This is a genomic window from Azospirillum sp. OGB3, assembly GCF_014192915.1.
Taxonomy (GTDB): Bacteria; Pseudomonadota; Alphaproteobacteria; order Azospirillales; family Azospirillaceae; genus Azospirillum.
Genome location: NZ_JACHYN010000003.1, coordinates 472,520 through 494,104, shown reverse-complemented (window position 1 = coordinate 494,104; position 21,585 = coordinate 472,520). Strand labels below are relative to the sequence as shown.

Annotated in this window: 19 protein-coding genes; 8 read left to right on the top strand and 11 right to left on the bottom strand. The window is 67.8% G+C overall.

Going from position 1 to position 21,585, the window contains the following annotated elements:
- Nucleotides 1–83: 83 nt before the first annotated feature.
- Nucleotides 84–572 (top strand): YajQ family cyclic di-GMP-binding protein, encoded by a 489-nt coding sequence (locus FHW79_RS09735; protein ID WP_145672163.1) that lies wholly within the window; start codon nt 84–86, stop codon nt 570–572.
- Between the two features lie 188 nt (nt 573–760).
- Nucleotides 761–1,219, top strand: coding sequence for a hypothetical protein (locus tag FHW79_RS09730; RefSeq protein ID WP_183178718.1), 459 nt, complete (start codon nt 761–763; stop codon nt 1,217–1,219).
- Between the two features lie 15 nt (nt 1,220–1,234).
- On the opposite strand, the gene FHW79_RS09725 is transcribed toward FHW79_RS09730, so the two are convergent.
- On the bottom strand, nt 1,235–2,245 hold the full coding sequence (locus FHW79_RS09725; RefSeq protein WP_183178717.1) for a M23 family metallopeptidase: 1,011 nt from the start codon (nt 2,243–2,245) through the stop codon (nt 1,235–1,237).
- 104 nt (nt 2,246–2,349) lie between these two features.
- Entirely contained in the window at nt 2,350–2,724 is a 375-nt protein-coding gene (locus FHW79_RS09720; protein WP_183178716.1) for a response regulator, read from the bottom strand.
- 242 nt (nt 2,725–2,966) lie between these two features.
- Here FHW79_RS09720 and rpoH point away from each other — a divergent pair, with 242 nt between their 5' ends.
- Together rpoH and FHW79_RS09710 are read left to right on the top strand one after the other, a co-directional pair.
- Nucleotides 2,967–3,842, top strand: a complete 876-nt coding sequence (gene rpoH / locus FHW79_RS09715) for an RNA polymerase sigma factor RpoH (RefSeq protein ID WP_183178715.1) — start codon at nt 2,967–2,969, stop codon at nt 3,840–3,842.
- Between the two features lie 388 nt (nt 3,843–4,230).
- Nucleotides 4,231–6,264, top strand: coding sequence for a bifunctional diguanylate cyclase/phosphodiesterase (locus tag FHW79_RS09710; protein WP_247884252.1), 2,034 nt, complete (start codon nt 4,231–4,233; stop codon nt 6,262–6,264).
- 28 nt (nt 6,265–6,292) lie between these two features.
- Here the strand turns inward: FHW79_RS09710 and FHW79_RS09705 are convergent, their stop codons facing one another.
- A complete protein-coding gene (locus tag FHW79_RS09705) occupies nt 6,293–8,182 on the bottom strand; it encodes a potassium/proton antiporter (RefSeq protein ID WP_183178713.1) in 1,890 nt (629 codons plus the stop codon).
- A gap of 261 nt (nt 8,183–8,443) precedes the next feature.
- On the opposite strand from FHW79_RS09705, the gene FHW79_RS09700 reads away from it, so the two are divergent.
- A complete protein-coding gene (locus FHW79_RS09700) occupies nt 8,444–9,208 on the top strand; it encodes a porin (protein ID WP_247884251.1) in 765 nt (254 codons plus the stop codon).
- A gap of 139 nt (nt 9,209–9,347) precedes the next feature.
- The gene (locus tag FHW79_RS09695) at nt 9,348–9,527 is read left to right on the top strand and encodes a hypothetical protein (RefSeq protein ID WP_014198692.1); all 180 of its coding nucleotides are present in this window, start codon (nt 9,348–9,350) and stop codon (nt 9,525–9,527) included.
- A 78-nt stretch (nt 9,528–9,605) separates the two neighbouring features.
- Here the strand turns inward: FHW79_RS09695 and FHW79_RS09690 are convergent, their stop codons facing one another.
- Nucleotides 9,606–10,136, bottom strand: coding sequence for a GNAT family protein (locus tag FHW79_RS09690; protein ID WP_183178711.1), 531 nt, complete (start codon nt 10,134–10,136; stop codon nt 9,606–9,608).
- 180 nt (nt 10,137–10,316) lie between these two features.
- Here FHW79_RS09690 and FHW79_RS09685 point away from each other — a divergent pair, with 180 nt between their 5' ends.
- A complete protein-coding gene (locus tag FHW79_RS09685; protein ID WP_183178710.1) occupies nt 10,317–10,631 on the top strand; it encodes a hypothetical protein in 315 nt (104 codons plus the stop codon).
- Nucleotides 10,632–10,667: 36 nt separating this feature from the next.
- On the opposite strand, the gene FHW79_RS09680 is transcribed toward FHW79_RS09685, so the two are convergent.
- Nucleotides 10,668–11,684 carry a patatin-like phospholipase family protein gene (locus FHW79_RS09680; RefSeq protein WP_183178709.1) on the bottom strand — a complete coding sequence of 339 codons (1,017 nt, stop codon included), beginning with the start codon at nt 11,682–11,684 and terminating at the stop codon, nt 10,668–10,670.
- Between the two features lie 190 nt (nt 11,685–11,874).
- On the opposite strand from FHW79_RS09680, the gene FHW79_RS09675 reads away from it, so the two are divergent.
- Complete coding sequence (locus FHW79_RS09675) at nt 11,875–13,668, top strand: ABC transporter ATP-binding protein (RefSeq protein ID WP_183178708.1); 1,794 nt, start codon at nt 11,875–11,877, stop codon at nt 13,666–13,668.
- A gap of 21 nt (nt 13,669–13,689) precedes the next feature.
- On the opposite strand, the gene FHW79_RS09670 is transcribed toward FHW79_RS09675, so the two are convergent.
- The 6 genes from FHW79_RS09670 to FHW79_RS09645 form a co-directional block, all read right to left on the bottom strand.
- The gene (locus tag FHW79_RS09670) at nt 13,690–16,248 is read right to left on the bottom strand and encodes a PAS domain S-box protein (protein ID WP_247884250.1); all 2,559 of its coding nucleotides are present in this window, start codon (nt 16,246–16,248) and stop codon (nt 13,690–13,692) included.
- A gap of 517 nt (nt 16,249–16,765) precedes the next feature.
- A complete protein-coding gene (locus FHW79_RS09665) occupies nt 16,766–17,491 on the bottom strand; it encodes a sulfur transferase domain-containing protein (protein ID WP_348984098.1) in 726 nt (241 codons plus the stop codon).
- Between the two features lie 92 nt (nt 17,492–17,583).
- Complete coding sequence (locus FHW79_RS09660; protein ID WP_183178706.1) at nt 17,584–18,585, bottom strand: hypothetical protein; 1,002 nt, start codon at nt 18,583–18,585, stop codon at nt 17,584–17,586.
- Between the two features lie 31 nt (nt 18,586–18,616).
- Nucleotides 18,617–19,612, bottom strand: a complete 996-nt coding sequence (locus FHW79_RS09655) for a hypothetical protein (protein ID WP_183178705.1) — start codon at nt 19,610–19,612, stop codon at nt 18,617–18,619.
- A 110-nt stretch (nt 19,613–19,722) separates the two neighbouring features.
- Nucleotides 19,723–20,562: a 23S rRNA (adenine(2030)-N(6))-methyltransferase RlmJ gene (gene rlmJ, locus FHW79_RS09650; RefSeq protein ID WP_183178704.1), complete on the bottom strand. Its 840-nt coding sequence runs from the start codon at nt 20,560–20,562 to the stop codon at nt 19,723–19,725.
- Nucleotides 20,563–20,619: 57 nt separating this feature from the next.
- Complete coding sequence (locus FHW79_RS09645; RefSeq protein ID WP_183178703.1) at nt 20,620–21,285, bottom strand: transglycosylase SLT domain-containing protein; 666 nt, start codon at nt 21,283–21,285, stop codon at nt 20,620–20,622.
- Between the last annotated feature and the right edge of the window lie 300 nt (nt 21,286–21,585).

Below are 21,585 nucleotides of genomic sequence, written 5' to 3'. Positions count from 1 at the left end.
CGGCCTTCGTGCAGGCCCTTGAAGGCGGGGTGCGGCCTCGTCTACGGTTCCGCGAATCACCCCGCTTGAGCAAAGAGAGTCCCATGCCGTCCTTCGACATCGTGTCCAAGACCGACATTCACGAAATCGACAACGCGCTGAACGGCATGCGCCGCGAGATCGAGACCCGCTTCGACTTCAAGGGCTCGCGCTGCACCGTGGAGCGCACCGAGAACGACATCACCCTGCTGGCCGATGACGGTCCCAAACTGGAGCAGATGCAGGAGCTGCTGCGGGTCTACGTCACCCGGCGCAAGCTGGACGCCGGCGCGCTCGACTATTCCAAGCCGCCGGAGCGGGCGGCCGGCGACGCGCTGCGCCAAGTCGTCACGGTCAAGCAGGGCATCGCCCAGGACCTCGGCAAGACCATCGTCAAGGCGATCAAGGACGCCAAGATGAAGGTCCAGGTCTCCATCCAGGGCGATGAACTGCGCGTCACCGGAAAGAAGCGCGACGACCTCCAGGACGCCATCGCCCTGGTGCGCGGGCTGAAGATCGAGCAGCCCCTGCAGTATCTGAACTTCCGGGACTGACCGGCGGCAAGGCTCCGCAGGGTCATTCTTGCCGGTCGGACGGTCATTCTTGCCGGGTGGGGCGGAAATTTTTGCCGGGCACCCGGGCGGCAGGGGAACCGAACCGACCGGCCGTCGGCCCATTCCGATGATGGCCCGTCGCTTGCTTGCCCTGATCCGGCAGCCGAACGCCGCAGGGTCCACGCACCATGTCGATACCGGCAAACGCCGACGCTTCCCAGTTGATGCGCATCCGGGCTGAAGAGCTTCTGGAGCGCAAAGGCACGGGCGCGCCCCGGCAGGCGGGGGAACTCGCCGGCCAGTTCGCCGCGATGCTGGAGCAGTTGAACGGTGTCGGCGGTGTGGACGACGGCGCCTCCGGACTGATGACCTCCACCGCGGCGGGGCCGGTCACGGGGAGTTCGGCGATCGCCCACCGGCTGGGCGTCGGCGCCGTCAGCGTCTTCGCGCAGAGCGGTGCGGACAAGGCATCGGACGGCCAGACTGCCGAAGGCCACACGCCTGACATGCGGGCGCCCAACGCCGAGGAGGCCATGCAGGTGGTCCAGAGCGCTCTCCAGGCCGAAAGCGCGCCGAACTTCCGCTGGCTGACCACGTTGCTGACCCAAGGCGTCCCCGACCGCATGACGTCGGGATCGGCCCGATGATCGGACGGCGGGGCGTCAGCGAACGTCCAGGCGGCGCTCCAGCGTGACCACCGTCTTGCCGTCGCGGGCCAGGGTCACGATGCCCTTGTAGGGTCCCTTCGGCCATCCCGAGGCCGGGCGCTTCAACCCCTGATAGGAAAACCACGCGGCCTTGTCCCCGGTGATGCCCTTGCTGTTGTCGAACAGGGTGCGCCCATCGCCGTCGAGGATGCGGATACGCTGGGTGTCGCCGTCGCGGACGCCCATGATGTCGGACCACAGAACCAGCAGGGGCGAGTCCGCCGTCAGTTCCTCCCCGGCAAACTCGCCGTGGCGGGCCGGCTCAGCCTCCGGAACCCGGCTGGTGGCGAAGCCGGCGCTGAGGCCGGCGGTCGGCCGGTAGGCCAGCGCCTTGGCCGTGGCGGCGTTCCACAGCGGCGCCATGGTCTGGCCGCAGGCGGTGAAGGGCTGCTGGCCGACGAAGGGGTCAACGACCGCCCCGTTGTGGCGCACGCCGAAATGCAGATGGGGGAACTCGGTCAGCCCCGACAGCCCGACCTCGCCCAGCCGTTGCCCGGCCTCCACCCGCTGGCCGGGGGTCACCGCGACGCTGCCGCGTTTCATGTGCAGGTAAACCGTCTGCCAGCCGTCGCCATGCTCAATGATGACGAGGTTTCCACCCCCGACCTTCATCACCGTGTCGCGCCCGATCACGTTGACGTTCACATCCTCCATGCCGTCGCGCACCCTCAGGACGGTGCCCGCGGCCGCGGCCAGCACGGCGACGCCCTTGTCCATCGCCGTGTAGTCGGGCAGGCGGAAGTCCGTGCCGTCGTGGCCGTCATAGCTGAGCCGCCCGCAGGCATGGTCGCGCCAGCCGGGGCCGGAGTCCTCGTCGACGTAATTCTGGATGAAGCAGGTCTCCCCGACCCGGCAATCGACCGGCGACCCAAAGGCCGGCGCCTCCGCCTCAGCAGGTCCGGCAAAAGTCAGCGCACCCGTGAACAGGCTGGCGGACAGGAGGGCGGTGAGCGCCATGCGTGTCATGCGGGCTTCCCTGGGCGGAGAGGCGGGTCTGCGAGGGCAGGGTGAGGCAAGCCCCCTTCCGACGCAATCGCAAGGAAGCCATACGCCGCCTGGAGCAACGCCGATCAGCCGCCGATCAGCACCGCCAGCACCTCGGAGGCCAGCACGGCCGGCTTGATCGGCTTTCGGACCATCCGGGCGACGCCCAGCTTGGTCAGGGCCTGCATGGTCAGTTCCGGCGGCACCCGCTCGTCAATTCCGGACAGGACGATGATCCGCAGGCCCGAACGAAGGTTCCTGGCCGCTTGGATGACCTCGAACCCGTCATGGTCCGGCATGATGAGGTCGGTGACCAGAAGGTCGAATTCATGGAAGGTCAAGGCTTCGATGGCCGCCCGCGCGTTGCTGCAGCCGGTCACGGTGTTGCCTTCCTTCTCCAAGATCTTGGTGACGATGGTGAGGGATACCGGGTCGTCATCGACGACGAGGATGTCGGCCATCGGAGTCTGCCCTCTCGTGGTTCGGCATTTTGCCAACCTGATTAAGGCCGAGGTGGTTTACGTCCCGTTTATGGGAGAGGGGCGGCCATGCAGCGACGTCAGGGGTGCCGACAGTCATGCCCGCATGGCGTTGACTTGAGGGGCCGTCCGCGTAAACTATAAGCGGCCTTCGCAAGGGGGCTGCTGGCCGCCCATCACGGGGGCCGGCGGATTGGGTCATATCGCTTTCAAGAGGATGTGACATGAGCACCGCATTGACGCTGACCACGCCTTTTCCCGGCGAGTCGCTGTCCCGTTACATCGAACAGGTCCACCGCTTCCCCGTTCTGGGCGCGGAGGAGGAGTATGTGCTGGCCACCGCATGGCGCCAGCATGGCGACATGGAGGCGGCCCGCAAGCTGGTGACCAGCCATCTGCGTCTGGTCGTCAAGATCGCCACCGGCTTCCGCGGCTACGGCCTGCCGATGACCGATCTGGTCGGCGAGGGCAACATCGGCCTGATGACCGCCGTCCGCAAATTCGAACCGGACCGTGGTTTCCGCCTGTCCACCTACGCGATGTGGTGGATCAAGGCGTCCATCCAGGAATACATCCTGCGCTCCTGGAGCCTCGTGAAGCTGGGCACCACCGGCGCCCAGAAGAAGCTCTTCTTCGGCCTGTCCCGCCTGAAACGCAAGCTGGGCGAGTTCGGCAACGGCGACCTGAAGCCGGAAAGCGTGTCCCGCATCGCCCAGGAACTCGACGTTCCGGAAAGCGACGTGGTGGCGGTGAACCGCCGCTTCGTCCAGCCGGTCGCCTCGCTGAACGCGCCGCTCTCCGCCGGGGAGGGGACCGCGGAAATGCAGGACTTCCTGCCCGACGAGCGCCCGAACGCCGAGGACAGCCTTCTGGAGCGCGACGAGGCGACGCACCGCAGCGCCCTGCTGCGCGACGCGATGGCGGTTCTGAAGGATCGCGAGCGCGACATCCTGACCGCCCGCCGCCTCAGCCCGTCGCCGAAGACGCTGGAGGATCTGGCCGCCGTCTATGGCGTCAGCCGTGAACGCATCCGCCAGATCGAGGAGCGTGCCTTCCAGAAACTGTCCCAGCGGGTGCGGGAACTCGCCGCAGCGGCGTAAAGGGGGGCATGTTGCCTCCCGCTCCGTCCTGGTGTATATCAAAAGGCGTAGATCCTGGAGGGTTGGCTTCGCTTGCCGACGCTGTTCCTCCGGGTGAAACGCGACGGCGTTCTCCTGCCTCGGGTTGTGGTTCGGGGAGGGTTGGATGCAACAGATGTTGTGATTTCGCCGCAATTTGTTGGAAAATGCTCCGCAAGCCGTCATAATGACAACTCGGTTTCTGTGCACCCTTGGGTATCGGGCCTCGTACCGGGCCTCGGGGGCGTTTTGGTGAGCGGGTACGGTTTTGTCCAACGTGTCTCCGGCAGAGCATCAGGGGCCTGGCGGCCCGCCCACACCGGCAATGCCGACCACATCGGCGTTTCTGGCGTCGCTGGCCGAAAGCCTCATGCATCAGGCTTCCTTCGCGTTGGTCTACGCCGACGCCGGGCGGTGCTGCCTGTTCGCCAACCCCGTCTTCGCTGTCGCATTGCGAACGTCACCCGACGCTTTGACGGGGCGTTCGCTGGCTGAGTTCGATCATCCCCTGGCGCGCGCCGTCGTGCAGGCGCTGGACCGCTCCGGCCAGACTGGTGAGGCCGCTCCGGTGGATTGCGAGGTCGAGCGGGCGGACGGCGGACGCGGCGTGCTGACCGGCAGCGTCCTTCCCCACCGCACCGGTGACGGAGTCCAGGGATTTCTCGGCCTGTTCCAGGATGTGGCCGACCCGGCCCGCATCGCCGATTTCGTCCTGCGCCGCGACCCTTTCGTGACGACGCTGCTCGACGCGGCGGTGGATGGGGTGGTGGTGGCGGACCGCCACGGCATCATCCGGACGGTCAACCGGTCCTGCCGCGATCTGTTCGGCTACGACGAGGAGGAGTTGATCGGGCGGAACGTCTCCGTCCTGATGCCGCCCCCCTTCTCCCGCGATCATGACAAATACATCGGCAGCTATCTGGAGACGGAGCGGGCCAAGATCATCGGCATCGGGCGCGACGCGCTGGGCCGGCGCAAGGACGGCGCGGTGTTCCCGATTCATCTCAGCGTCGGCCAGGCCCGCCTGGCGCGCGAGATCGTGTTCGTCGGCATCATCCGCGACATCTCCGAGCGGTTGGCGGCGGAACAGCGGGCGACCTATCTCGCCCGGCACGACCCGCTGACCGGCGTCCTGACCCGCACGGCCTTCCTGGAGGAGTGCGAGGCCGTGCTGGCCACGCCCTTTCCAGGCCAGGAAGGGGGGCTGTTCGCGCTCTACGCGCTCGACGTGGACCAGTTCAGCGACATCAACGAGGCGTTCGGCTTCCATGTCGGCGACGCCGCGCTGAAGGCGATGGTCAGCCGGGTGACGGAAGTGCTGCCGCAGCAGACTTACGTCTGCCGCATCGCCGCCGACGAGTTCGCCGCCCTGTCCCGCGTCGAGAGCGCGGAGCAGGCGGAGACGCTGGCCGATCTGCTGCACGACCGTCTGACCGCCTCCATCTACGCCGACCGCCACTGGGTGCGGCTGCGCCTGTCCATCGGCGCCGCGGTGCAGGACGCCGACATCCGCACGCTGGAGGAGCTGAACGCCAAGGCCAAGCTGGCGCTTCAGGCCGCCCAGCACAACGGCGGCAACGCCGTCTGCTTCTACACCCCGGAGATGGCCGCGGCGGCGACCCGGCGCATGTTCCTGACCATGCATCTCGCCCACGCCATCGAGCGGAACGAGCTGCACATGGCCTACCAGCCCATCGTCGAGGCCCGCTCCGGCCGGATCGTCGGGGCGGAGGCGCTGTTGCGCTGGAACCAGCACACGCTGGGTCCGGTTTCGCCCGGCGAATTCATTCCGGTCGCCGAGGAAAGCGGCCTGATCGTCCCCATCACCGACTGGGTGCTGACCGCGGTCGTCGAGCAGATGGCCGTGTGGGAGAAAGCGGGCACTCTGCCCAAGCAGATCTTCATCAACATTTCCGGCCCGCAGTTCCTGCGCGGCAACCTCAGCGCCCGTCTTGAGGATCTGTTGGGCCGCCATCCGGAGTTGCGGGGGCGGCTGGGGCTGGAGATCACCGAGCAGGCGGCGGTGCGCGACCTGAAAGCCGCCGTGCAGACCCTGACGGAGCTGGAGGCCATCGACGTCCAGGTGGCCATCGACGATTTCGGCTCGGGCTATTCGTCGCTCAGCTACGTGCAGCAGCTTCCGGTGTCGAAGCTGAAGATCGACCGCGCCTTCATGGCGGACATCCCGGACAACCTGAAGAATGGGGCGCTGGTCCGCGCGGCGGTCGGCATGGCGCACGGTCTCGGCCTCGTCACGGTGGCCGAAGGGGTCGAGACGGAGGAGCAGCGGGACTTTCTGGTGTCCGTCGGCTGCGACCTGCTCCAGGGGTATCTGTTCGGCCGCCCCGCCGCCCCGGACGCCTTCGCGGCGATGGTCCGCGCCCAGCAGCCCGCGATGGCCTGAGCATCCGGCGGGAACGCCCGAAGGTGGATCATCCGTCCAGCCGTTCCGGTTCCTTCCCGGCCAGGGCGGGTGTCTCGATGGCACAGGCGGGCAGGCGCCCGCGGCGGGTTTCCCGGCGCTGCCAGCGGCGGAAGGAGCGTTTCGACCACCAGGCTTCGATCGTCCGCCAAAACCGTTCCGGATTCTGGAACAGCGGCACGCGGGGCTTGTCCATCGCCGACGGCTCCAGCGCGAGGCCGACCGAGGTGATCTGCCCGTCCTGCATGTCGCGGACGATCAGCTCGACGCCGCCCATCCGCATCCGGTCGCCCAGCTCGCAGGCGCCGCCGAACTCGTTGCGCAGCAGGTCGCGCAGTGAGCGCTGGGCGTTGGCCAGCGACAGGGGCAGGCCATACATCTCGGCGATCTGCTCGACCGTGGCGTCGGGATTCAGCGCCAAATCGCCGTAGAAGGCGCGGTCGTCCTGATCCAGCGGCCGGCTCTCGGCGAACAGCTTGTCGATCAGCGGCAACTGGCTGGGCGGGGTGAACAGATAGACCATGTCCCCGGCCTGAAGCGTCCGCGCCTTGTGCAACGGCACCACGCGCCCGTCGCGGACGACCAGGGAGGGGCGGGCGAAGCGCGGCGTGCGCTGGCCGCGGGCGGCGGGGCTCTTGGGATGGACGGTGTAGGCGACCATCTCCTGGTCGGCCCCGCCGGGCAGTTCCAACTCGAACCGCTCGACCGGGCCGCGCCGCGGCGGGACGATCAGCTTCAACCAGCGGGCCATCGGGCCGATGGTCCAGCCCTGCACGGCCAGCGACACGATCACCACGAGGAAGGCCGTGTTGAAGATCACCTGTCCGCCCGGCAGCTCGCCGAGGATCGGGACCAGCGCCAGCAGCATCGACACCGCGCCGCGCAGCCCGACCCAGGCCATAAAGGTCTTCTCGTTGGCCGAGAAGCGGAAGGGCAGCAGGCACAGCCAGACCGCCAGCGGGCGCGCCAGCAGGATCAGCAGGACGGCCAGGGCCAGGGCGGGCAGGGCGATGGCCCCGAAGTCGTGCGGGGTGGCGAACAGGCCCAGCATGACGAACATGACGATCTGGCTGAGCCAGGTCAGGCCCGAGTGGAACTGCCGCAGTCCCAGCGCACCGCGCAGCTTCACGTTGCCGGCAACGAGACCGGCGGCGTAGACGGCCAGGAAGCCGCTGCCCCCCAGCTCGTTCGTGCCGGCGAACAGGAACAGGGCGAAGGCCAGGGTGACCACCGGGTTCAGGCCGGGGTCGAGGCGCGCCTTGTTGATGAAGGCGGCCAGCCCGGCCCCACCCAGCATGCCCAGCACCGCTCCGCCGGCGATCTGCTTGACCAGGAAGCCGGCCAGTTCCAGCGGCGTGCCCCAGCCGTGCAGCGCCGCCTCCACCAGCATGGCGGTCAGCAGGATCGCGGTCGGGTCGTTGCTGCCGGATTCGATCTCCAGCGTCGAGCGCACGCGGTCGCGGATGGTGATCCCGCCGACCCGCAGCAGGAAGAATACGGCCGCGGCGTCGGTGGAGCTGACCGCGGCGCCGACCAGGAAGGATTCGATCCAGGGCAAGCCCAGCAGGACATGCGCGGCGACGCCGATCACCCCGGACGTGATGGCCACCCCGAAGGTGGCGAGGCTGAGCGCCGGCCATGCGGCGGCGCGGTAGCTGGACAGCTTGGTGTCGAGGCCGCTCTCGAAGAGGATCACGGCGAGCGCGATGGAGCCGATCAGGAAGGCGCTGTCCGCGTCGTTGAAGCTGATGCCGCCGACGCCGTCGACCCCGGCGAACAGCCCGACGCCGAGGAAGATCAGCAGCAGCGGCGTGCCGATCCGCAGCGCTAGGTAGCTCGTCAGGATGCTGACGATCAGCAGCGACGACCCGATCAGGATGATGGTGCTCGCCGTCTCCATAGTCCTCGCGCCGGGATGGGGTGATGCCGCCTTCGCGGTCATCCGATTTTGGCAATTCTTGGGCGCGAGTGCAACGCAGCGGCCAAAATTTCCCAATGTTCCTAAAATAATACAGAAATGTCTCCCGCAATGCAGCATTGCAGCGGGCTACAATCCTTCCGGGTTAATGCAACGGGCGAGGGGCATTTTATGTTTCGTACACGGCGTATTTTGGCATCACCCCTCGCAGCTCTGATCCTGGTCCTGTCATCCCCAACAGTCATGGCGGGAGCTCTGCCCGACCTGGACCGTACGGCGGCGGGCGGCGGCGCCATGCCGATCCGGTTCGACAAGAAAGCCATTGATCTTGGCGGGTGGGGAGCTCTTGAGGTCGGCCAGACGGAAAGCGCGTCGCGCCGGATGGTGGTGACCACGCCAGTGCGCGACCAGTGGTTTTCCGACCCGGTCTTCATGAACGATGGCGCCTTCGGCGGACCGGACGCCCGGGCGACCTACTATTCGCCGCGCCTGCACGGTTTCAACATCGGCCTCGGCTACACCCCCGTGCGCACGGAGCTGGGAGCGGCCGACCCGCTCGCCCGCCATGTGGTGGAAGGCGTGGTGCGGCACGACGGCCGGCTGGGCAAGGCGCGGCTGCGCATCACCGCCGGGGCGGGGAAGGCCGCCGTCGCCAAGGACCACGCCACGCCACGCCGGTCCTGGGTGGTCGGCGGGCAGGTGACGCTGCCCGGCGTGACGGTCGGCGCCGGCTACCGCGAGCAGTTGCCCGACGACGGGGCGGCGCGGCGGACGCTCAACGCCGGGCTTTATCTGGAGCAGGGCACGCCGGTCCGGGGCTGGACGGTGATGGGGCGGCTGGCCCACAGCCAGGTCGGCGCCGAGGCCCCGCAGGAAGCCTGGTCGACGGGCCTGCGGTTCCGCATGTCGCCGAAGGTCAGCGTCACCGCCGATCTGGGGACCATGACCTACAGCGGAGATCCGTCCGACAGCACGATGCTGCGCGTCGGAACCCGCGTTCTGTTCTGAAACGGTGCCCGAACGGGCCTGATATCCCTCTTTCGTCCTTATCCAAGGGTGGATTCCCGACGGAATCGCGATGTCGTGGAAGCAAATCGCCCTCTCGCCTGTTTACAGGGGCGAGAAGCACCACAAGGAGGGTTTGGACATGTCTCGTTTGCGCCTGATCGGGACCGCCATTGCGCTGTTGACGCTCGCGGCCTGTTCGACCGGCGGCGTGGTGGGCGGCACGGCTGGCGCCGCTGGCGGCTACGCGGTGGACGGCAAGCGTGGCGCCATCATCGGTGGCCTGGGCGGCGCCGCGCTGGGCACGGCTCTGGATCGCTGACCGGACGCGACGGACACGATCCGTTGCCAAGGACGACAAGCGCGTCGCGCCGACTAGGCGCGGCGCGCTTTCGCTTTTTCAGGCCCGCCATTCCTTGCGCAGGATGGCGTACTGCATCGTGTTCTCGAAGATCGGATGCCCGTCGCCATCCGTCTCGAAGGATATGAACTCAACGAACAGCCCTTCCTTTCTCATGCCGAGCCTTTCGCACAGGCGCTGCGACGCGACGTTGGTCTCCTCGACATAGGCGTAGAGGCGGCGGGCCTGCATCACCGTAAAGAGATGGTCGAAGAGGGCGCGCGCGGCCTCTGCGGCATATCCCGCCCCCGCGAACTCCGCGTTGAAGTTCCAGCCGACCGAATGGGTGTCCGGCGGTTCGGGCATTTGGAACAGGTCGCCGATCACCCGGCCGGTGCTGCGCAGGCACACGGCGACGTGTTCATCACTCCGGCTGCGCGCGTCCACCTCCGCGGCCGCCGCGTCGAGGTCGTCCAGTTTGAGTGAGAGGAAGCAGCTTGCTCGGGGTTGGCTCAGATAGGCGAGCAGGTCGGGCGCGTCCCCCTCCCGAAAGGGCCTCAGGATCAGGCGGTCGGTGGTGATGGGGTCCATGCGTCGTCTCAGAGGAGGGAGCCGGAACCGGAAGCCGGCAGATCATGAGCCGGTCATTTTTGCCGACCGGCACATCCACTCCATCAGAGATCCCACGTATGCGGTTGATTGCCAAGCATATTTAAGGTTGCACAAAACTTGCTTGTCGGATCTCCAGCCCATCGGTCACGAGAAACCGTCATGCAAATTTCCAACTATATCAGCAACGTTTCCCGCGTCGTCGCCAAGTTCACGGCGCAGAATGAGAAGACCGAACCGGAGAAGGAGGCGGGCGGAGTCAGCGCCACCGACGCCTTCCTCAAGGAGGCGCGGAAGTCGCCCGCCCAACGCATCCGGGACCAGATTCTCGCCCGCATGAAGCTGGACGAGGAGTCCCTCGCGTCCATGCCCGCGGAGAAGCGCGCCGCGGTCGAAAAGCAGATCGCCGAGGAACTGAAGCGTCAGTTGTCCGGCGAGAAGGACCGGCGCGGCGCCGCGGTCGACCTGACCGCCTGATTTCGCTTAGACCGGGGCCGCTCAGACCCGGGCCGCTCAGACCGGGGGCGCGTAACCGAACACTCTCAGCGCGTCCTGAAGGTCGGGGAGGACGCGCTCGACCGCCGCCTCCCCCTCGCGGATGCAGTCATCCGCCCGGTCGAACTCCGACAGGCCGATGTGCCCCAGCCGCGGCGTGATGTGCACGTCTGGCGGCTCGCCCGCCAGACGGGACCGCGCGATGCGGTCGGTGACGATGCCCAGCGAGGAGATCATGACGCCGAACAGGCTCGGCCCCTCGTAGTCGCGCCGGAAGATGCGGCGGCTCAGCGCGCCGATGGGCACGCGGAAGCCGGTGCGGGGCTTGGACTCCCCGTCCGGTCCCTGCTCCTCGTCGATCAGCTTCAGCAGGTCGAACCCCGCCGCGGTCGGCACGGCGGCACCGGGGCGCCGCGACTTGCCGATGATGTCGGCGGCCAGATTGACGGCGATCACCATCTGGGCGCCCAGGGCCCGGCAGGCCGACACCGGCACCGGGTTGACCAGGGCGCCGTCGACCATCCAGCGCCCCTCGAACCGCACCGGCGGGAAAACGCCGGGCAGGGAGAAGGAGGCGCGCAACGCGTCCACCAGCGGGCCGTTGCGCATCCACACCTCGTGCCCAGTGACCAGATCGGTGGCGATCGCAGCGAAGGGGTTGGGAAGCTCCTCGATCAGGACGTCGCCCAGATGATGGCGCATCTCCGCCACCAGCCGGTCCCCGCCGATCAGCCCGCCGCCCTGGCGAAGACGCAGATCCAGATAGCCGACGATCTTCATCCGGGTCAGGCTGCGCGTCCATTCCTCCAGCGCGTCGAGCTTGCCGGCGAGATGGAGGCCGCCGACCAGCGCCCCCACCGAACTGCCGCAGACGATGTCCGCCTCGATCCCGTAGCGCGCCAGCGCCCGCAGGACGCCGATGTGCGCCCAGCCGCGGGCCACCCCGGCACCCAGCGCCAGACCGATGCGCGGCCGATGGTGGTGCTGGCCGTAGCGATTGCCGGGACCCTGTCCGTTTCCGCCGTCCGCTGCCATGGCGCCTCCTTTGCACGGGGTGGATCGCGTTCCGGTCGGTATCGTGCCATCCGCCCGGTCAGGGAAGCTTGATCGGTTCCGCTCCGGTGGACAAGGCCCGCCGGACAAGGTCCGGTGAAGTAAGGCCCGGTGGACAAGCACCGGGGCCATCGGCTAAGCCATCGCGATTGCGCTACAGGAAGACGTGCACGTGAGCAAGAAGAGCGGAGAACGGCTGCGCCTCGACGCGGCGACGGAGCGGCTGGTCGGCCGCATGCTGCGGGAATGGGTGCGCCCCTACACCGGCAAGCTGATGCTGTCCTTCCTGCTGATGGCCGTGGTGGCGGCGGCGACCGGCGCCTATCCGCTGCTGATCGACCAAGCCTATTCGATGTTCTCCGAGCAGGACCGGGGCATGCTGCTGGTCATCCCGCTCCTGATCATCGTGGTCACGGCGGTCAAGGCGCTGTCCATGTACTCCCAGACGGTGGTGACCACCGACATCGTGCAGCGGATCATCACCGACGTGCGCCTGTCGATGTTCGACCATCTGCTGCGGTCCGACACCGCCCAGCTTCACGCCGCCCCCACCGGCACGCTGACCTCCCGCTTTATCAGCGACGTCGACCTGATCCGCAACGCCCTGTCGCGGACCCTGACTGGGCTGGTGCGCGACATCCTGACGGTGATCGCGCTCGTCGGGTCGATGTTCTATCTCGACTGGGTGCTGTCGCTGATCGTCTTCCTGATCTACCCGATCGCCGCCATTCCCATCGTCAACATCGGCAAGCGGCTGCGCCGCGTGTCGCGCGACACCCAGGCGCAGATGGGCGACATGACCGCCCTGCTGACGGAAAGCCTGGCCGGCGCCCGCATGGTCAAGACCTACTCGCTGGAGGATTACGAGCGCGCCCGTGCCGCCCGCGCCTTCGAGGACAACTTCGCCCTGACCATGAAGGCGACCCGCGCCCGCTCGCGCATCGACCCGATGATGGAGGTTCTGGGCGGCGCCGCTGTGGCCGGGGTGATCGCCTTCGCCGGCTACCGCATGGCGATGGGCGAGGGCTCGGTCGGCGCCTTCTCCGGCTTTGTGGGCGCGCTCCTGATGGCGGCGCAGCCGGTGCGGGCCATCGGCACGCTGAACGCCGTGCTCCAGGAGGGTCTGGCCGCCGCCCAGCGCATCTTCGAGCTGGTGGACGAGAAGCCGACCATCACCGAGCAGCCCGGCGCCAAGCCCCTGACGGTGGAGCGCGCCGCCGTGTCCTTGCGCGGCGTCCGCTTCGCCTACGAGGAGGGGATGGAGACGCTGAAGGGCATCGACCTGGAGGTTCCGGCGGGGGCGACGGTCGCCCTGGTCGGGCGCAGCGGCGCCGGCAAGTCCACCGTGTTCAACCTGATCCCGCGCCTCTACGACGCGACCGGCGGGCAGGTGATGATCGACGGGCAGGACGTGCGGGCGGTGACCCTGAAGAGCCTGCGCGGCGTGATCTCGCTGGTCAGCCAGGACACGGTCCTGTTCAACGACACGGTGCGCGCCAACATCGCCTTCGGGCGGCTGGACGCCCCCTTCGACGACATCGTGGCCGCCGCGAAGGCCGCCGCCGCGCACGACTTCGTTGCCCGGCTGCCGGAAGGCTACGACACGGTGATCGGCGACCGCGGCGTGAAGCTGTCGGGTGGCGAGCGCCAGCGCCTCGCGCTTGCCCGCGCCTTCCTGAAGGATGCGCCGATCCTGCTGCTGGACGAGGCGACGAGCGCGCTGGACAGCGAGTCCGAGCGGCTGGTGCAAGGCGCGCTGGAGCGGCTGACCCAGGGGCGCACGACGCTGGTCATCGCCCACCGGCTGGCCACCGTGCGCAACGCCGACCGGATCGTCGTGATGGAGGGCGGGCGCATCCTGGAGCAGGGCACCCACGACGCCCTGATCGCGCAGAACGGCACCTACGCCCGCCTGTGCAAGCTCCAGTTCGGCGAGGACGGCGAGGCCGCCCTGCTAGCGCCCTGATCGGGCAAATGCGAACCGGGCTCAATCCGCCGCGGCCACCATCTCCACCACGGCGTTGCGCAGCTCGTGGGCGGCGATGGGTTTGTGCAGCAGGGTGTGGCCGCCCGCACGGGCTTCTGCCAACCGCTCCGGGGCGGTGTCGCCGGTGATGATCGTCGCCGGCACCGGCGCCCTCAACCGCTCGCACACCGCCCGGATGGCGTCCAAGCCGGTTTTCCCATCGCGCAGCCGGTAATCGGCCAGGATCGCGCTCGGCCATTCCCCACTCTCGACGTGCCGGACCGCGTCCTCGATGGAGCCCGCCGTCAGCACCCGGTAGCCCCAGCCCTCCAGCATCGCCTGCAGGCCGAGGCGGATCAGCGGCTCGTCGTCGATCACCAGGATCATGCCACGCCCGTCGCTCGTCACCAGCCGGGCTTCCGCCGGTTCGGCGCGGGTGGCGTGACGGGCGATCAGCGGCACGTCGACGCAGAAGGCGGACCCGATCCCGAGCTTCGAGCGCAGATGAACCTTGTGTCCGAGCAGGCGGGAGAGGCGGCGCACCACCGCCAGACCGAGGCCCAACCCCTTGCTGCGGTCCCGCTCCTGGTTGCCGACCTGGAAGAACTCCTCGAAGATTTCCTCGTGCTTGTCGGACGGGATGCCGACGCCGGAGTCCATCACCTCGATGCGCAGGCGGTCGCCCCGGCGCCGGCAACCGATCAGCAGGCCGCCCCGTTCCGTGTAGCGCAGTGCGTTTTCCACGAGGTTGCGCAGGATGCGCATCAGAAGGGCCGGGTCGCTGCGGATCATCAGGGTGCAAGGGACCACGCGCAGGCGCAGGCCCTTGGCCTCCGCCTGGGGATGGTACTCGGCGCCAAGCTGTTCGATGATCGGGCCGATCAACAGATCCTGCAATTGCGGCACGATCAGCCCGGCATCCAGCTTGGACACGTCGAGCAGGCTGTCGAGCAGCATGCGCAGCCCGTCCATGGCCTGGCCCATGGAGTCGACAACCGGTGCCGCGGGGTGCCCGTTCAGGCGCTCCGCCAGCGCCGATTGGAACAGCATCATCGCCTGGACCGGCTGCCGCAGATCATGGCTTGCGGCGGCGAGGAACTTGGACTTCGCGACGTTGGCGCGGTCGGCCTCGGCCTTGGAGGCGCGCAGCGCGTCCTCGGTGCGGCGGCGTTCGGTGATGTTGCGGACGATGCCCGTGAAGTACCGGCGCTCCCCGGCGGTCCATTCGGTGACCGCCAGCTCGATCGGGAAGATCGAGCCGTCCTTGTGCCGTCCTTCGACCTCGCGCCCGACACCGATGATGCGCTTCTCGCCCGTCCGCCGATAGGCTTGCAGATAGCCGTCATGGGCGGAGTGGTAGGGCTCCGGCATCAGAATGCGAATGTTCCGGCCGACCGCTTCGCCGGCTTCATAGCCGAAGATGCGCTCCGCCGCCGGGTTGAAGCTCTGGATCGTTCCGGTCTCGTCGATCACCAGCATGGCGTCCACCGCGGTCTGCACGATGGCCCTGTGGCGGGCCTCGCTTTCCGCCAGCGCCGCCTCGCGCTGCCGGATGAGGTCCGCGGCGTTGCGGATGGCGCGGCCCACCGCGTCGATCTCGGACACGCCGCCGACGGGCGATGGAACGGGATGACCGGCGCCCAGGGCTTCCGCCGCTCCCGCCAACTGGGAGACGGAGCGTGTGAGGCGCCGCCCAAACAGAATCGCCGCCCCGATGCCGATCAGCAGAAGAACAACGCCGCCGCCGGTGAAGAGCAGCAGGGTGTGGCGTGCCGGCGTCGCGACCAGGGCTGTGGAGACGCTGGTCGCGACCACCCAGCCGAAGCTCCGGGACCGGCTGTAGGCCTGGATCGCCTCCACCCCCTCCAGATTGACGGCGCGGTGAATTCCATCCGGCGTCCCCTGCATGCCATTCCACAGCGAAGCGGGAAGCCGTTTGCCAACGAATTGCTCGCTCAAATGCGAGCGGGCGATGACCACGCCGTCCTGGTCGATCATCCCGGCCCGCCAGCCCGCCGGAATGCGCTCCGGTGACACGAGGGACTGAAGCCGCTCCCAGGGAATGTTCAGGCTCAGCAGATAGCGGATCTGGCCGTCGCGGATCACCGGGGCGATCACCGCCAGAAGCGGCTCCCGGCTCACATCGCCGATGAAAAGCCCGGTGACCTGCGGCCTTCCCGTCTCAATCACCCGCTGGTCGGCTTCGAGCACGGTGCTGCCCGGCAGTTCCGTGCCCCAGGGCACCCGGCTGTTGACCCGTTGGCGGCCTTGCGGATCGCGGAGAACCACGTTGGTGCCCAACCGGTCGCGCACGCCGACAGCTTGCCGGTAGAAGGCGGCCATATCACCCGTCGTCAGGTTTTCCGACGTGGACAGCACCTCGGCGGCGGCGATCTGGCGGCTCACCTCGCGTTCCACGTCCTCGGCCAGCAGGCGCGTTCGGTCGAGCACGAGCTGTTCGGTTTGCTGGGCCTGTGCATCGACGTTGCGGATGAGCAGGAACACCGAAAAGAGGACCAGCGGCACCGCGATTGCCATCACCAGAAGGACGAGCCAGCCCCGAACCCGTTGCGGTCGCATCCACCACGTCCGATGCCAAGCCGGCTGTCGTGTGAATTCCGGGGTGGAGGTCATCGGATCGGCCGGCGTTCAGTCGTACCCTTGTGCCGGATCGCGTGAGGAAGGCGGTTGATCAAGGAGGCGTGTCCGGTCCGAACGTACCGAGGCATATCGCAGACCATTTCTGAGGTAACCGGTTGCGGGCATCTCGCTCGACCAGACTGTATCATATCACGCAATAATCGGTTGATAATCCATCCATCCATTTATGACAAAGCGTTCAGACGACGGCCGGACGCACGAAGCGCGTTCCTGGATTGCCTCGGTACGCGTCCAAGGTCGGCGAACGGCGCAGAGGCCGATCCCGTCGATGGTCGCGCGTCATGGAAACAGCCCCTGATGAGGCGATCCGCCTGCACAAATTCGGCAACCGTGCGGAGACGGAGCCGCTCTATCGCGCCCTGCTGGAACGCGAGCCGGCGAATCGAGGTGCGTTGCGGGTGTTGGCAATGCTTCTGGTGCGGACGCGTCGTCCGCTTCACTCCCGCCCGAGAACCCGGTCGACCACCGTGTCGGCCCACTCGCGGGAGCGGAAGCTGGCCTTGGCCTCCACCGGGTCGTAGACGCGCTCCACCCAGTCCCAGAAGGCGATCGGGCGCTTCTCGTTGTAGGCGGCGTACAGCTCGAAGAAATAGTCGAGGATGCCGGTCTTCGCCTGCTTGAAGTGGCCGTACTTCCAGTGGAGTTGCTTGGTCGCCCGCTCCAGCGGCACCCCTTCATGGATGAAGAGGTAGAGCGCCGACATGAATCCGGCGCGGTCCGCCCCCGACTTGCAGTGCAGAAGCGCCGGGTACTGCATGCTCGCGAACAGGTCGCGGGCCTTCAGCAGCGTCTCCTTCTTGGGCATGTCGCGGGAGTTGACGGGAAAGTCCACCAGAGTCAGCCCGGCCGCCCGGCAGGCCTCGGCCTCCAGGATGTAGGAGGCGCAGTCGCGGCTGCCGCGCAGGTTCAGGATGGTCTTCACGCCGTGCCGCGCCGCCTCGCGGATGTGCGAGGGCGAGGGCTGGCTCGCCCGGTACATGTTGGGGGAGATGCGGTGGGTGTTCGAATAGACCAGCCGGAAACAGGCGTGGTCGATGAACACGCTTTCGACATGCCCAAGCGCCCGTTGCAGCGGGGAGATCATGCGCCCGCGCGCCCGCTTGATCCCGTCGGCCAGAGCGGTGGTCGTGTAACGGCGCAACATCTTCCTGGTGGTGGCCACGCAAGCAGTCTCCAAATCGACAAGGCCGCCAAGATAGGCACACTTCGCGTGGCGTCAAGGCCGCCGCACCGCTGGGCTGTGCGGCGCTTTGGTCATCCGGCCCGCAGGACGCGCCCGTAGATGTCGTAACGCGCGGCCAGCGACAGCACGATTTCCATGTAGAGGTTGATCAGGCCGTTGGCGTAGAAGGCCGGGCAGCCGGTGTAGTGGCGCTCGCCCGCCTGAGCGGTCGGCTCGATCAGGTCGGCGTTCAGGACGATCATGCCGCCCGGCGCCTCCGCGTCATAGACGAAGGCGGTCTGGTGGCGGGGCAGGGGGTGGATCGCCTGATGGTCGTCGGCCTCGATGTGGCCCGCCCCCATGAACTGGCAGAGCATGCCCAGGCTGCCCATGGCGAGCGGCAGCACCTGCTTCAGGCTGCGGCGCGACAGGTCGTCGTACTCGGCCGGGTTCAGGCCGGGCTTCAGCATCGGCGCCGACTCGCACAGGTTCCAGCAGACGTGGAGCGCCGTGTGGCTGCCCGTCTTGGTGATCGACAGCATGTCGTAGCCGGACGGCGCGTGCAGCACCGACGCCTCCAGCGTGTTGGCGAGGACGAAACTGGCGGCGGCGAGCGGGGTGATCGCGCCCTCCGCCCGGCAGCGCTCCTCCTCCAGCGTCACCTTGATCGCCCAATCCTTGATGATGGCGTCCAGCAGGTGGCACACGCTGTCGCGCAGGAAGCCGATCAGCGTCTCCGCCGGGGCGGCCTCCAGACCGGCGGTGTCGGCGACGTCCAGCCCGTGCGGCGAGTCCGGCGGGTTGCACAGCAGCAGATGGCCGTCGGCGTCCAGCGGCATGCGGTTGGTGATGTGGTCGCGCAGGTCGTTGTAGAGGAAGGCCAGCAGCGTGTTGATCGCGACCTTCTCGTAATCCTCCTTGCGGGTGTCCGCATGGGCCGGGCAATGGCCGGCGAGGCGTTGAAGCTCCTCGGTGAAGAGGTAGTTCGGGTCCTCGGCGATGCGGTGCAGGATCGGCACGAGGCTGATCCGGGTCATCCCGGCCTCCTCATGCGCGGCGAAATAGGTCAGGGCGAAATCGTTGGAGCGGGCCATGATGGGGCGTCAATCTCGTGGGTGAGGACGGTCAGCGGTCGCGAAGCCGGTCGTAGACGCCGTAGTCCATGGCGATGCTGGCCACGATGTCGAGATACAGTTTGATGAAGCCGGGGGTGTAGAAGGCCGGGCAGCCGGTGTAGTGCCGCTCCTCGGGCTTGGCGAAGCGGGTGATCGGTTCCGGGTTCAGGCAGATCAGCCCGGCCTCGTCGAGGACGAAGGCGGTCTGGTCCTTGGGCAGCAGATGGATGGCGAGGCCGTCGTGCGGCTCGATCCCCGACGCCTCCATGTAATGGACCAGCATGCCCAGGCTGGCCATCGACAGCGGCACCACCTGCTTCAGGCTGCGCCGGACGAGGTCGTCGTAGGCCGCCGCGTCCTTGTCCGGAAGCAGCAGGGGGGCGGCCTCCACCATGGCCCAGCAGATGTGAATGGCGGTGTGGCTGCCGGTCTTGGTGATCGACAGCATGTCGTAGCCGGCGCGCTGGTAGAGGGTCGAGTCCTCCAGCGTCGTGCGCAGGATGAAGGTGGCGGCGGCGGCGGCGGAGATTTCGCCCGTGCCCTGGGCGCGGTAGTGCTCCTCCTCCGTCAGCAGGTCGGCCGCCCAGCCGGTGATGAGGCCGTCGAGCAGATGGCAGGTGGCGTCGCGCAGGACCGAGGCCATCACGTCGAGCGGAGCCGCCGCCATCGCCGCGCGGTCGGCCGGATTGATGCCGTGGGGGGAGCGCGGCGGGATCGGCAGCATCACCTGCCCGCGCTCGTCCAGCGGCAGCTTGGACGCCACATGGTCGCGCAGCCGGTCGAACAGATAGGCCAGCAGCGTGTTGACCGTCACCTTGTCCGCGTCGTCGGCGTTGGGGGCGGCGTGCATGGGGCACTGGCCGCCGCCGCGGCGCAACTCCTCGCTGAACAGGAAGGCCGGGTCCTTCTGGATGGTCTGGAGGATGTGGGCGATCGAGACGCGCTCCAGCCCGGCATCGGCGTGAGCCTTGATGAAGCTGCTGGCGAAATCGTTGGAACGGGACATCGTGGCCTTGCCGGAACGGAGTAATCCCGTTCAGCCTAGGGCGATTGGCGGGGCCGTTGCAACGGCAACCTCTGTGACCGGTTGCCGCTTCTCCGTTGAAATGTGCGGTTTCAACCTTCCGGAACCAGCCAGTCGACCGTGCAGCCACCGCCGGTGGAGGGCAGGGCGGTGTGCAGCGCTGGCAGCATGGCGCGCAGCGTGTCGTCCAGGGTCCAGGGCGGGTTGACGATCAGCAGCCCGGAGCCGTTCAGCCGGAGGTGGGTGTCCTCCGGGTGCCAGGTCAGCTCGACCCTCAGGATCTTGCGGATGCCGGTGTTCTCCACCGCCTCCTGGAAGCGCCAGACGGCGGCACGTTCCTTGATCGGGTACCACAGGGCGTAGACGCCGGTGGACCAGCGCTTGTGCGCTGCCTTCAGCCCTTCCGCCATCCGGGCGAACTCGTCCGGCTGCTCGAAGGGCGGGTCGATCAGGACGAGGCCGCGCTTCTCCCGCGGCGGCAGGTGCGCCTTCAGCGCCTGATAGGCGTCGGTCTTGAAGGCCGAGACCTGACGGTCCCCGGCGAACTCCGCCTTCAGGGTCTGCCAGTCGTCGGGGTGCAGTTCATTGAGGAGCAGCCGGTCATGCTCGCGCAGCAGGGCCCGCGCCAGCCGCGGCGATCCCGGGTACCAGCGCAGCCGCCCGTCCGGGTTGAGGGCGGACACCGCGTCGAGGTAGGGCCGCAGAGCCGGGTGCGGCGCCGGCTGGCCGAACAGCCGTCCGATCCCGTCCTGGAACTCCAGCGTCTTGCGCGCCGGTTCGGAGTCCAGGTCGTAGCGCCCGATGCCGGCGTGGGCGTCGAGCACGCAGAAGGGCGCCGGCTTGGCGCGCAAATGATCGATGATCAGCGCCAGAACGGCGTGCTTCATCACATCGGCGGGGTTGCCGGCGTGGAAAATGTGACGGTAGTTCATGGAGCAGGGATTTAGCCCATCGGGGCGTTCCGCGCCATCCCCTGCGAGGCCGGGTTATCAGTCGAGGGAGGCGACCTGCTGGGCATTGCGGAAGCTGCGGCGGGTGCTCGGCGCGATGCTGGCCGGTTCGGAGTCGCCGCAACGGGCGGATTCCAACAACTTGGCGCTTTTCGGGTCCAACTCGTTCAGGTGCTGCCAGATCTTGCAGACGTAGTTCTGGGCCTGACGGGTGGAGCCGCCGTTGTAGCGGGCGACGGCCGTCTTCCAGCTTCCCTGCTCGCCATGGAGACGGAGAAGAAGGCGGCCGGCGTAGTAGACGTTCTCGCGGGGATCGACGATCCGCTCCACCGGCTGGAACTCGCCGCGGTGGGTGCCCAGCGAAATCTGCATGCAGCCGACATAGACGTTCTGGCGGAGCTGGCCGCGCTTGTCGCGCAGGTGCCGGGCGGCGTCGTTGGCGTTGCGGGCGTAGACGGGGCGGCCTTCCACGCTCATCGCGAAGGGGGTCGGGGCGCCATCCTGGCCGCTTTCCACCAGGGCGATGGCGACGAGCAGGCCGGAGGGGATGTTGAACTTGCGTTCGGCCTCGACGGCGTGGGAGACGCAGCTGCTGTCCTGGGCGGCGGCGGGCTTGGCGGGGAGGACCGGAGCGGCGGCTAAGCCCAGTGCAAGAGCGATCCAGCCGCCATACGTGCGTCGCACGCGCTGAGTTCGATCCTGCATGTCCTCGGTCCCCTCTTCGTTGCCGGGTTCATCCGGCTTCGTTTTGGCCCCCCGCGCGGGGCCGCCATTACCGGTCACCGAGTCGCTTACGGTGACCGCCTCCTACCCGAAAGTTCAGCGCCCACCATCGGGCGCCGAAGCCACACTTCCAAAAATTTTATACAGCGTCAATCTATTTGCTGCCCGGTAATACCACGCCTTTCGCTCGAACGATGTCACAGGGCGGCGGAAAAGGCCGACTCATAGCCTCGGCCTTAGCCATTAAGGCACTGATTCCGAAGCCGTTTGGAAAACCGCAAG

Bases quoted from the DNA above. Each gene is read 5' to 3' on its own strand.
- FHW79_RS09735 (WP_145672163.1), top strand. From the start codon at position 84: ATGCCGTCCTTCGACATCGTGTCCAAGACCGACATTCACGAAATCGAC.
- FHW79_RS09730 (WP_183178718.1), top strand. From the start codon at position 761: ATGTCGATACCGGCAAACGCCGACGCTTCCCAGTTGATGCGCATCCGG.
- FHW79_RS09725 (WP_183178717.1), bottom strand. From the start codon at position 2,245: ATGACACGCATGGCGCTCACCGCCCTCCTGTCCGCCAGCCTGTTCACG.
- FHW79_RS09720 (WP_183178716.1), bottom strand. From the start codon at position 2,724: ATGGCCGACATCCTCGTCGTCGATGACGACCCGGTATCCCTCACCATC.
- rpoH (WP_183178715.1), top strand. From the start codon at position 2,967: ATGAGCACCGCATTGACGCTGACCACGCCTTTTCCCGGCGAGTCGCTG.
- FHW79_RS09710 (WP_247884252.1), top strand. From the start codon at position 4,231: ATGCATCAGGCTTCCTTCGCGTTGGTCTACGCCGACGCCGGGCGGTGC.
- FHW79_RS09705 (WP_183178713.1), bottom strand. From the start codon at position 8,182: ATGGAGACGGCGAGCACCATCATCCTGATCGGGTCGTCGCTGCTGATC.
- FHW79_RS09700 (WP_247884251.1), top strand. From the start codon at position 8,444: ATGGCGGGAGCTCTGCCCGACCTGGACCGTACGGCGGCGGGCGGCGGC.
- FHW79_RS09695 (WP_014198692.1), top strand. From the start codon at position 9,348: ATGTCTCGTTTGCGCCTGATCGGGACCGCCATTGCGCTGTTGACGCTC.
- FHW79_RS09690 (WP_183178711.1), bottom strand. From the start codon at position 10,136: ATGGACCCCATCACCACCGACCGCCTGATCCTGAGGCCCTTTCGGGAG.
- FHW79_RS09685 (WP_183178710.1), top strand. From the start codon at position 10,317: ATGCAAATTTCCAACTATATCAGCAACGTTTCCCGCGTCGTCGCCAAG.
- FHW79_RS09680 (WP_183178709.1), bottom strand. From the start codon at position 11,684: ATGGCAGCGGACGGCGGAAACGGACAGGGTCCCGGCAATCGCTACGGC.
- FHW79_RS09670 (WP_247884250.1), bottom strand. From the start codon at position 16,248: ATGCGACCGCAACGGGTTCGGGGCTGGCTCGTCCTTCTGGTGATGGCA.
- FHW79_RS09660 (WP_183178706.1), bottom strand. From the start codon at position 18,585: ATGGCCCGCTCCAACGATTTCGCCCTGACCTATTTCGCCGCGCATGAG.
- FHW79_RS09655 (WP_183178705.1), bottom strand. From the start codon at position 19,612: ATGTCCCGTTCCAACGATTTCGCCAGCAGCTTCATCAAGGCTCACGCC.
- rlmJ (WP_183178704.1), bottom strand. From the start codon at position 20,562: ATGAACTACCGTCACATTTTCCACGCCGGCAACCCCGCCGATGTGATG.
- FHW79_RS09645 (WP_183178703.1), bottom strand. From the start codon at position 21,285: ATGCAGGATCGAACTCAGCGCGTGCGACGCACGTATGGCGGCTGGATC.